This is a genomic window from Streptomyces sp. SID486, from assembly GCF_009865385.1.
Lineage (GTDB): Bacteria > Actinomycetota > Actinomycetes > Streptomycetales > Streptomycetaceae > Streptomyces.
The window spans coordinates 1-8,540 of sequence record NZ_WWJT01000125.1; the positions used below are offsets into that span (position 1 = coordinate 1).

The 8,540-nt window shown below is 74.2% G+C and carries 11 protein-coding genes; 2 read left to right on the forward strand and 9 right to left on the reverse strand.

Features of this window, described 5'->3' with window-relative positions:
- A partial coding sequence (locus GT045_RS39505; RefSeq protein ID WP_237538385.1) for a hypothetical protein occupies positions 1–242 on the forward strand: 242 nt, incomplete at its 5' end.
- 79 nt (positions 243–321) lie between these two features.
- On the opposite strand, the gene GT045_RS06350 is transcribed toward GT045_RS39505, so the two are convergent.
- The 5 genes from GT045_RS06350 to tsaB form a co-directional block, all read right to left on the reverse strand.
- Positions 322–1,341: an LCP family protein gene (locus tag GT045_RS06350; RefSeq protein WP_345942564.1), complete on the reverse strand. Its 1,020-nt coding sequence runs from the start codon at positions 1,339–1,341 to the stop codon at positions 322–324.
- A 403-nt stretch (positions 1,342–1,744) separates the two neighbouring features.
- Positions 1,745–2,002: a hypothetical protein gene (locus GT045_RS06355; RefSeq protein WP_161297374.1), complete on the reverse strand. Its 258-nt coding sequence runs from the start codon at positions 2,000–2,002 to the stop codon at positions 1,745–1,747.
- Positions 1,999–3,084 carry a tRNA (adenosine(37)-N6)-threonylcarbamoyltransferase complex transferase subunit TsaD gene (gene tsaD / locus GT045_RS06360; protein ID WP_161297376.1) on the reverse strand — a complete coding sequence of 362 codons (1,086 nt, stop codon included), beginning with the start codon at positions 3,082–3,084 and terminating at the stop codon, positions 1,999–2,001. The genes GT045_RS06355 and tsaD overlap by 4 nt, the downstream gene beginning before the upstream one ends.
- Positions 3,077–3,616 (reverse strand): ribosomal protein S18-alanine N-acetyltransferase, encoded by a 540-nt coding sequence (rimI, locus tag GT045_RS06365; protein ID WP_161297388.1) that lies wholly within the window; start codon positions 3,614–3,616, stop codon positions 3,077–3,079. Before rimI ends, tsaD begins: the two co-directional genes overlap by 8 nt.
- A 29-nt stretch (positions 3,617–3,645) precedes the next feature.
- Positions 3,646–4,302 (reverse strand): tRNA (adenosine(37)-N6)-threonylcarbamoyltransferase complex dimerization subunit type 1 TsaB, encoded by a 657-nt coding sequence (gene tsaB, locus GT045_RS06370; RefSeq protein ID WP_161333562.1) that lies wholly within the window; start codon positions 4,300–4,302, stop codon positions 3,646–3,648.
- A gap of 113 nt (positions 4,303–4,415) precedes the next feature.
- Between tsaB and GT045_RS06375 the strand changes: the two genes are divergently transcribed.
- Positions 4,416–4,973: a hypothetical protein gene (locus GT045_RS06375; protein WP_161297380.1), complete on the forward strand. Its 558-nt coding sequence runs from the start codon at positions 4,416–4,418 to the stop codon at positions 4,971–4,973.
- A 98-nt stretch (positions 4,974–5,071) separates the two neighbouring features.
- Here the strand turns inward: GT045_RS06375 and GT045_RS38790 are convergent, their stop codons facing one another.
- The 4 genes from GT045_RS38790 to alr form a co-directional block, all read right to left on the reverse strand.
- Positions 5,072–5,239, reverse strand: coding sequence for a hypothetical protein (locus GT045_RS38790; protein ID WP_202527319.1), 168 nt, complete (start codon positions 5,237–5,239; stop codon positions 5,072–5,074).
- A gap of 124 nt (positions 5,240–5,363) precedes the next feature.
- Positions 5,364–5,912 (reverse strand): tRNA (adenosine(37)-N6)-threonylcarbamoyltransferase complex ATPase subunit type 1 TsaE, encoded by a 549-nt coding sequence (gene tsaE / locus GT045_RS06380; RefSeq protein WP_161333563.1) that lies wholly within the window; start codon positions 5,910–5,912, stop codon positions 5,364–5,366.
- Positions 5,872–7,140: an alpha/beta hydrolase gene (locus tag GT045_RS06385; protein WP_161297384.1), complete on the reverse strand. Its 1,269-nt coding sequence runs from the start codon at positions 7,138–7,140 to the stop codon at positions 5,872–5,874. The genes tsaE and GT045_RS06385 overlap by 41 nt, the downstream gene beginning before the upstream one ends.
- 133 nt (positions 7,141–7,273) lie before the next feature.
- Complete coding sequence (alr, locus tag GT045_RS06390; RefSeq protein ID WP_161333564.1) at positions 7,274–8,434, reverse strand: alanine racemase; 1,161 nt, start codon at positions 8,432–8,434, stop codon at positions 7,274–7,276.
- Positions 8,435–8,540: the final 106 nt, after the last annotated feature.

Here is an 8,540-nt window from a genome sequence, read left to right on the forward strand (position 1 = left end):
GCCGGGACGCCACCCGGCCGCGTGACGCACGGCCGGGACACCGTTCGACCGCGTGGCGCACGCCCGACCTGCTGTCCGGCCGCGTGGCGCACCGCCGGGACGCCACCCGGCCGCGTGACGCACGGCCGGGACACCGTTCGACCGCGTGGCGCACGCCCGACCTGCTGTCCGGCCGCGTGGCGCACCGCCGGGACGCCACCCGGCCGCGTGACGCACGGCCGGGACACCGTTCGACCGCGTGACGCACGCCCGACCTGCTGTCCGGCCGCGTGGCGCACGGCCAGGACACCGTCCGGCCGCGTGGCGCTCGGCCGGGCGCGGTCAGCGCAGGGACGACCAGAGCCGGCCGGCCGCCGGTTCCTCGGGGATCACCCGGTCGGGGTCGGAGGGCGCCGTGACCACCGGCATGGTCACCGTCCTGACCCGGTCGGCGGTCAGTCCCCGCAGGCTCCGCCCGAGGCTCGTCAGCTCGCCCAGGGAATCCAGGCCGGTGTCGGTGGTGAGGCCGGAGGTGACGGCGTCGGCGACCTCGTAGAGCCTGGCCGGGTCGGTGAGCAGGCCCGCGCCGGACAGCTGCTCCACCAGGTCCTTCACCAGCGCCTGCTGAAGCCCTATGCGGCCCAGGTCGCTGCCGTCGCCTATGCCGTGCCGGGTGCGGGCGAGGGCCAGGGCCTGCCTGCCGTCGAGGTGGTGGGTGCCGGCCTTCAGGTGCAGATGGCTCTTGTCGTCATCGATGTCCTGGCCGGTGGTGACGTCGAGCCCGCCGAGCGCGTCGACCAGCCGGGCGAAGCCGGAGAAGTCGACCTCCAGGTAGTGGTCCATGCGGACCCCGGTGAGCGACTCGACGGTCTTCACCGCGCACACCGGACCGCCCACCGCGTAGGCGCTGTTGAACATGGCGCCGTGCGCCACCGCCGTGGTGCCGCCGGAGGCGAGCGGGCAGGACGGGCGGGTGACCAGCGTGTCGCGCGGGATGCTGACGACGGTGGCCTTCGTCCGGCCCGCGTCGATGTGCACGACCATCGCGGTGTCGGACCGGGCCCCGGAGCCGTCGCCGCCGCCCAGCTCCCGGTCGGCCGCGCCCTCGCGCGAGTCCGACCCGAGGACCAGCAGGTTCAGCGAGCCGGTGGGCAGGGGTGAGGCGTCGGCCGGGCCGGTCGCGGCGGGGGTGACCACCGCCCGGGCGGGCCGGTCGTCGCCGAGCGCGCCGTTGATGTCGACGCTCTCGATGTTGCCGTTCAGGTGCCGGTACGCCCAGCCGGCCGCCGCCGCGCCCAGCACCAGGGTGGCCGCCAGGGTGAGGCCGGCGATCCGCAGCGCCCTCGGCCGCCGGGCCGCCACGCCGCCCGTCCCGCTCCGCTCCCGTTGCTCATCGTGTCGGGTCACGACAAGAACGTAAGTCCGAATTATGAAGGGGCTGTTAGCGCGTGCGGCGGGAGCCGGATTTCTTCGGGAATTCTCACCCCACCGCGCCCAGGAGACCGCGCGCCGCCGTACCCCGGCGTTCCCGCGCCACCGCGTCCCGCGTCCCCCGAGAAGGCCGCGTGGCCTACGACGAGAACACCCCGCCCCCGGATGACCGGAGACGGGGTGTCGAGCGGAGCGCCGGGCAGGCCTTGCACCTGCATCTCCCCGCAGGAAGCGGGACGTCTTTCCTTGGACCACCAACGCACTGCGTCCGGGCCGGTGTTCCGGCCGTTCGCTGTGTGATGATCATAGCGCAGTCGGGCCGGAACCCTCAACCTCAGGCGTCCGGCACCTGCTCGAAGCGCCACCGGTGCACCGCGCGGGTCACCAGGTCACCGCCCGGCTCGGGCAGTTCGGGCAGCTCGGCGTCGTACGGCGCGTCCCACCACGTGACGACCAGCACCCGGTCCCGGGGCGCGCGGAAGGTCTCGCGGCGCAGCGGCTCGGCACCGAGCCGCTGCTCCCGCGCCCAGGCGAGCAGCTCCGCGCCCCGGCCCTCGGCCGCCCGCGCCTCCCACATCAACGCGACCGTCACGAGTAGAGGTTCTCCTTGCTGACCTCGTGCACATGGTCGTGGCCCGGGACGTGCGGGTCGGTCACCGGCAGGGAGGAGTCGGCCGACAGGTCCCAGCTGGAGGCGGCCCGGTTGCGGGCGACCATCTCGGCGCCCAGCGCGGCCACCATCGCGCCGTTGTCCGTGCACAGCTTGGGGCGCGGCACGCGCAGCCGGATACCGGCCGCCTCGCAGCGCTCCTGGGCGAGGGCGCGCAGCCGGGAGTTGGCCGCCACGCCGCCACCGATCATCAGGTGGTCCACGCCCTCGTCCTTGCAGGCGCGGACGGCCTTGCGGGTCAGCACGTCGACCACGGCCTCCTGGAAGGAGGCGGCGACGTCCCGGACCGGGACCTCCTCGCCGGCCGCCCGCCTGGCCTCGATCCAGCGGGCCACGGCCGTCTTCAGGCCGGAGAAGGAGAAGTCGTACGCCGGGTCGCGCGGGCCGGTCAGGCCGCGCGGGAAGGCGATCGCCCGCGGGTCGCCCTCCTTGGCGTACCGGTCGATGACGGGGCCGCCGGGGAAGCCCAGGTCGAGCACGCGGGCGATCTTGTCGAACGCCTCGCCGGCCGCGTCGTCGATGGTCTGGCCCATCGGCCGGACGTCGGAGGTGATGTCCGAGGACAGCAGCAGGGAGGAGTGGCCGCCGGACACCAGCAGGGCCATCGTCGGCTCGGGCAGCGGGCCGTGCTCCAGCTGGTCCACGCAGATGTGCGAGGCGAGGTGGTTGACCCCGTACAGGGGCTTGCCGAGGGCGTAGGCGTACGCCTTGGCCGCCGAGACGCCGACGAGCAGGGCGCCCGCGAGGCCGGGGCCCGCGGTGACCGCGATGCCGTCCAGGTCCCTGGCGGCGACCCCCGCCTCCTTCAGCGCGCGGTCGATGGTCGGGACCATCGCCTCCAGGTGCGCCCGGGACGCCACCTCCGGTACGACACCGCCGAAGCGGGCGTGCTCGTCGACGCTGGAGGCGACGGCGTCCGCCAGCAGGGTGGTGCCGCGGACGATGCCGACGCCGGTCTCGTCGCAGGAGGTCTCGATGCCGAGAACGAGGGGTTCGTCAGTCATGGGTGTCGGTTCCTTGTACGGGGGGAGAACCCGCGGCGGAGTCGCCGTCCGGTTCCGCGGAACCGCTGCCGGGTGCCGCGGCGCCGCTGTCGGGTCCTGTGGTCAGGCGCATCACCAGGGCGTCCACGTTGCCGGGCTGGTAGTAGCCGCGCCGGAAGCCGATGGGGACGAAGCCGAAGCGCTCGTAGAGCTTCTGGGCGCGGACGTTGTCGACCCGGCATTCGAGCATCACCTCGTGGCACTCGAACGCGGTCGCCGCCCGCAGCAGTTCGGTCAGCAGCCGGGCGCCGAGGCCGGTGCCCTGGTGGTCGCGGGCGACGGCGATGGTCTGGACGTCGGCCTGTTCGCCGGAGGAGACGAGGCCGGCATAGCCGACGACGCGGTCGCCGGTCTCGGCCACGAGATAGCGCCGGTTCGCCTCGGCGCCCCGGGCGTGGGCCAGCTCGGACCAGAACATGCCCCGGGACCAGGCGTCCTCGGGGAACAGGTCCTTCTCCAGCTCCAGGACCGGGTCGATGTCCCACCAGCGCATCTCGCGCAGTCGCGGGGGTGCCGGCTGTGTCACTTGGGGGTGACCACCTTGTAGTTCTTGGGGACCTGCGCGTCCGGTCGGCGCAGGTAGAGCGGACGGGGCGTGGGCAGTTCCTCGCCCGCGGCCAGCTTCTGAGCCGCGAGCGAGGCGAGCGCGGCGGCGGACACGTGCTCGGGCTCGTGGGCGCTCGGGAACGTGTCCGGGTAGAGCAGCGCGCCGGCGCCGACCGCCGGGAGGCCCGCGACCCGCTCGGCGATGTCGGCCGGGCGGTCGACGGCCGGATCGGTCAGCCGGGTCCGGGAGTCGGCGTAGGTGGCCCAGTAGACCTCCTTGCGCCGGGCGTCGGTCGCCACGACGAAGGGGCCCTTCTCGATGTCGGCGGCGTAGGCGAGGCCGTCCAGGGTGCACACGCCGTGCACCGGGACGCCGAGCGCGAGGCCGAAGGTGTCGGCGGTCATCAGGCCGACGCGCAGGCCCGTGTAAGGGCCGGGCCCGGTGCCGACGACGATCCCCGTGACGGCCTCCAGCTTCAGCCCGGCCTCGGCGAGGACCCGGTCGACGGCCGGCAGCAGCAGCTCCCCGTGCCGGCGGGCGTCCACCTGGCTGGAGGAGGCGATGACGTCCGTGCCGTCGTGCAGCGCGACGGTCACGGCGGGTGTGGCGGTATCCAGAGCGAGCAAGAGCACGCGAACAGCCTACGGCGCCCGCGGCTCGCGCACGGCCGACCTCGACGGAGGGTCACCGGCTGCTACGGTCGGCACCAACTGCGACAAAAGGCGCGAAGCGGAGGTGGGGTCAGGTGGCAGGGACCAGCTCGGGAGTCGTGGCCGGCCTCACGGCGGCGGCCCTGGGAACGGTCGGATTCCTCGCCTACCAGGCCCAGGCGACGGTTCCGGCGGTTCTGCGCGGCGGTCCGGAGGCGAGCGCGTCCGCGGCGGTGGCGAAGAAGGCACCCCGGGACCGGCACAACCCGACGGCCCTGCCGGGCAACTCCGGAACGGGTGAACGGGTCGTGTACTCGGTGGACGACGACCGGATCTGGCTGGTCGCTGCCGGGAACCGCGTGCAGCGCACCTACCCGGTGCGCCCGGGCAGCGTCGATCCGCGGCCGGGCATCTACTGGGTCACGTCCCGCTCGAACATGGCCACCGGCACCGACGGCCTGCCCGTCGAGCACGTGGTGCGCTTCACCAGCGTGGACGACGTGGTCATCGGTTTCAGCGCGGCGGTGAACAGCGGTTCGGGCGCGATGGCCGACCCGAGCGTGAAGACGGGCGGCATCCGCGAGGGCCGGGCGGACGGCGCCGCGATGTGGCAGTTCGCGACCATCGGCGTACCGGTCGTCGTGATCCGCTAGCGCCTTTCCGGCCCTCGACCCTCGACCCTCGACACTCGCTCTCGACCCTCATCTCTCGGCACTCGACCCGCGGCCCTCGGCCCTCGGCCAGGACAGCGCTAGGCGGCGCGTGGCCGCTCGCGGACGGGCTCGGGGGCCAGGGGCGGCTGTGGCGGCCGGGAGACCGCGTCCGCCGCCGCACAGGACGCGAGCAGGTCGCGCATGGACACGCCGGTGGGCGCGGCGGGCCTGGGCCGGGGCCGCTCCGGGGGCCGTACTGCGGTCATGGACCCCTCCTGACGTGCGGGGGCGGGCGTAGTTAGGTACACCTAACTACGGGCTGGGTACCATGTCACCACGCCCGGGACGTCCTGCGCAATACGGTGCCGACAGCTTGTCGGTACGACGGTCTCAGCCGGTCAGTGTCTCCAGGGGTGCGTCGGCCCAGCGCTCCCCCAGCCCGGTCAGGACCACGTGCCGTACCTCGTCGGTCTCCGCCGGCTCCGTGCCGTCCCCCGCCGGCGCCGTTCCGACGGCGCGGTGGATGGCGATCTGGAGCCGGTCCTCGGTCAGCTCCTCGACCTTGCCCTCGCCCCACTCCACGACGATCACCGACTCGGGCAGTGAGACGTCCAGGTCCAGGTCCTCCATCTCGTCCAGGCCGCCGGCGAGCCGGTAGGCGTCGACGTGGACGAGGGGCGGCCCGTCACCGAGGGAGGGGTGCACCCGGGCGATGACGAAGGTCGGCGAGGTGACCGCGCCCCGCACACCGAGTCCTTCGCCGAGACCGCGGGTCATGGTGGTCTTGCCCGCGCCTAGCTCACCGCTGAGCATCACGAGGTCGCCCGCCCGCAGCAGCTTGGCCAGTCGGCGGCCCAGCTCCCGCATCTGCTCGGGTGAGGTGATCGTCAGCCGGATCTCAGCGGCCTCGCGCGCCGCCGGTGCTGCTGGTCGTTCCATAGCCACTTACGGTAGCCCCTGCCGGCACCGCACCCGCGCGGGTGAGCAGGTCGGCGAGGCGGTCGGTGACCACTTCCGGGTGCTCCAGCATCACCAGGTGCCCGGCGTCCGGCACGAGGACCAGTTCGGCGTCCGGCAGCAGGTCGGCGATGGCCTCACTGTGCTCGCTGGGCGTGACCAGGTCCTGCACGCCGGCCAGTACCAGCACCGGCAGCTCCCGGAAGCGGACGAGCGCCTCGGTCTTGTCGTGGTCGGTGAAGGCCGGGTAGAACTCGGCGACCACGTCGATGGGCGTCGACTCGATCATCCGCTCCGCGAACCGCTCCACCGCCGGGTCGATGTCCCGTCCCGCGAACGAGTACCGCTTGATGACCCCGGCGAACAGTTCGGCGGTGGCCCGCCGCCCCTTCTCCACCAGCTCCGCCTGCTGTCCGAGCGCCTTCAGCACCCCGGGCAGGATCCGGCGCACCGCGTTGACACCGGCCACCGGGAGCCCGAAGTTGACCTCGCCGAGCCGTCCGGACGACGTCCCCACGAGGGCGGTGGCGACGACCCGGTCCCGGATCAGTTCGGGGTACTGGGCGGCGAGGGCCATTATCGTCATCCCGCCCATCGAGTGGCCGACCAGCACGATCGGCCCGTCCGGTGCGGCGGCGTCGAGCACGGCCTTCAGATCGCGGCCGAGCTGGTCGATCGTGAGGGGCACCCGGTCCCGGGTCTGGGCCACGCCCCGCTCGGAGCGGCCGTGGCTGCGCTGGTCCCAGTGCACGGTCCGGACGACCCCGCGCAGGGCCGCCCGCTGGAAGTGCCAGGAGTCCTGGCTGAGGCAGTAACCGTGACAGAAGACGACCGTGACCGGGACGGGCGCCTTGCGGCCGAAGAGCCGCCGCCGGCGGGGCGAGACGTTCGGGCCCGGGTCCGGCTCGGCCTCGTCGACCTCGTAGTACAGCTCGGTGCCGTCGTCCGCCCGGGCCTTGCCCGGGGTGCCGCGCAGGGTGCCGTAGGGTCCGGCCGAGTCCAGTGCCAGCCGGGCCTTCCGGCGCACCCCGCGGCCGACCGTCATCCGCTCGATGGCGACGCCGGCCGCCGCGCCCGCGGCGAGCACGCCTATCGCGGCACCGGCGATGCCGGTCGCCTTGCGCCAGCTCCCGGCCGTCGCCCCCGCGGCGGAGGCGACGGCCGCCGAGGCGAGGACGTCCGCCACGGCCTCCGCGCTGCTCTCGCTCACGTACCGCTCCTCTTCGCCGTACTGCAGTTCGCCTGGTGGATTAGACGGGTGGTGCCGACGTGCCGTCGCGTGACCGGTGTCACGGGTGCTCCGGGCCGCCGCTGCCGTACCGGCTACCCGGCTTCCCGCCCGTTCACATGGACGCGTTCACATAGACGCGCGGAACGCGGGTTCCGATGCGCGTGACGATCTCGTAGGCGATCGTGCCGCACGCCTGCGCCCAGTCCTCGGCCGTGGGCTCCCCCCGGTCGCCCGGCCCGAACAGCACCGCCTCGGTCCCCACCGGGGGCTCGTCGCCGCCCAGGTCCACGACGAACTGGTCCATGGCGACCCGCCCGGCGACCGTCCTCCACTTGCCGTCGACCAGCACCGGGCCGGTGCCCGAGGCGTGCCGCGGGATGCCGTCCGCGTAGCCGACCGGCACCAGGCCGAGGGTGGTCGCGCCGGGAGTGACGTAGTGGTGGCCGTAACTGACGCCGTGTCCGCCGGGGACGCGCTTGACGAGGGCCAGCGAGGCGCTGAGCGTCATCACCGGGCGCAGCCCGAAGTCCGCCGGGGCGCCGATCTCCGGGCTGGGCGAGACGCCGTACATGGCGATCCCCGTGCGGACCAGGTCGAAGTGCGTCCCGGGCAGGGTGAGAGCGGCCGGGGAGTTGGCGATGTGCCGCACCTCGGGGCGCACGCCCTGCTCCTCGGCGTACGCCGTCATCTCCCGGAAGCGGTCGAGCTGGGCGGCGATGGACGGGTGCCCCGGTTCGTCGGCGCACGCGAAGTGGGACCACAGTCCGGTGACCCGGACCAGCCCCTCGGCCTGCGCGCGCAGCGCCTCGCCGACCAGTTCGGCCCAGTCCGCGGGCGAACAGCCGTTACGGCCGAGCCCGGTGTCGGCCTTGAGCTGCACACGCGCGGTGCGGCCGGCCGCCCGGGCGGCGGCGGTGACCTCGCGCAGCGCCCACAGTCCGCTCAGCGACACGTCGATGTCGGCCTCGATCGCCTGCCGCCAGGGGCCGCCCGGCACCCACAGCCAGCACAGCATGCGGCCCGGCAGCCCGGCCGCGCGCAGCGCGAGGGCCTCCTCGGCCGTGGCCGTGCCGAGCCAGCTCGCGCCCGCCTCCAGCGCGGCGCGGGCACACGGCACCGCGCCGTGTCCGTACCCGTCGGACTTGACGACGGCCATCACGGCCGCGCCCTCTGCCCGGGCGCGCAGGGCACGCACGTTGGCGCGCAGGGCACCCAGGTCGATCTCGGCGCGGGCGCGCAGGGCGCCGGTCGGCACAGTCGCTGTCTCACTCATCGCGCCCCCAGTGTCTCAGAGCCCGCCGACAGCCCCCCTGCGCCGCCCCCGCGAACCCTCGCCCCCCCGGCAGCCACCCCCGCGAACCGTCGGCTCCCCGGCCACC

Bases quoted from the DNA above. Each gene is read 5' to 3' on its own strand.
- GT045_RS38790 (WP_202527319.1), bottom strand. From the start codon at position 5,239: ATGACCGCAGTACGGCCCCCGGAGCGGCCCCGGCCCAGGCCCGCCGCG.
- tsaE (WP_161333563.1), bottom strand. From the start codon at position 5,912: ATGGAACGACCAGCAGCACCGGCGGCGCGCGAGGCCGCTGAGATCCGG.
- alr (WP_161333564.1), bottom strand. From the start codon at position 8,434: ATGAGTGAGACAGCGACTGTGCCGACCGGCGCCCTGCGCGCCCGCGCC.
- tsaD (WP_161297376.1), bottom strand. From the start codon at position 3,084: ATGACTGACGAACCCCTCGTTCTCGGCATCGAGACCTCCTGCGACGAG.
- rimI (WP_161297388.1), bottom strand. From the start codon at position 3,616: ATGCGCTGGTGGGACATCGACCCGGTCCTGGAGCTGGAGAAGGACCTG.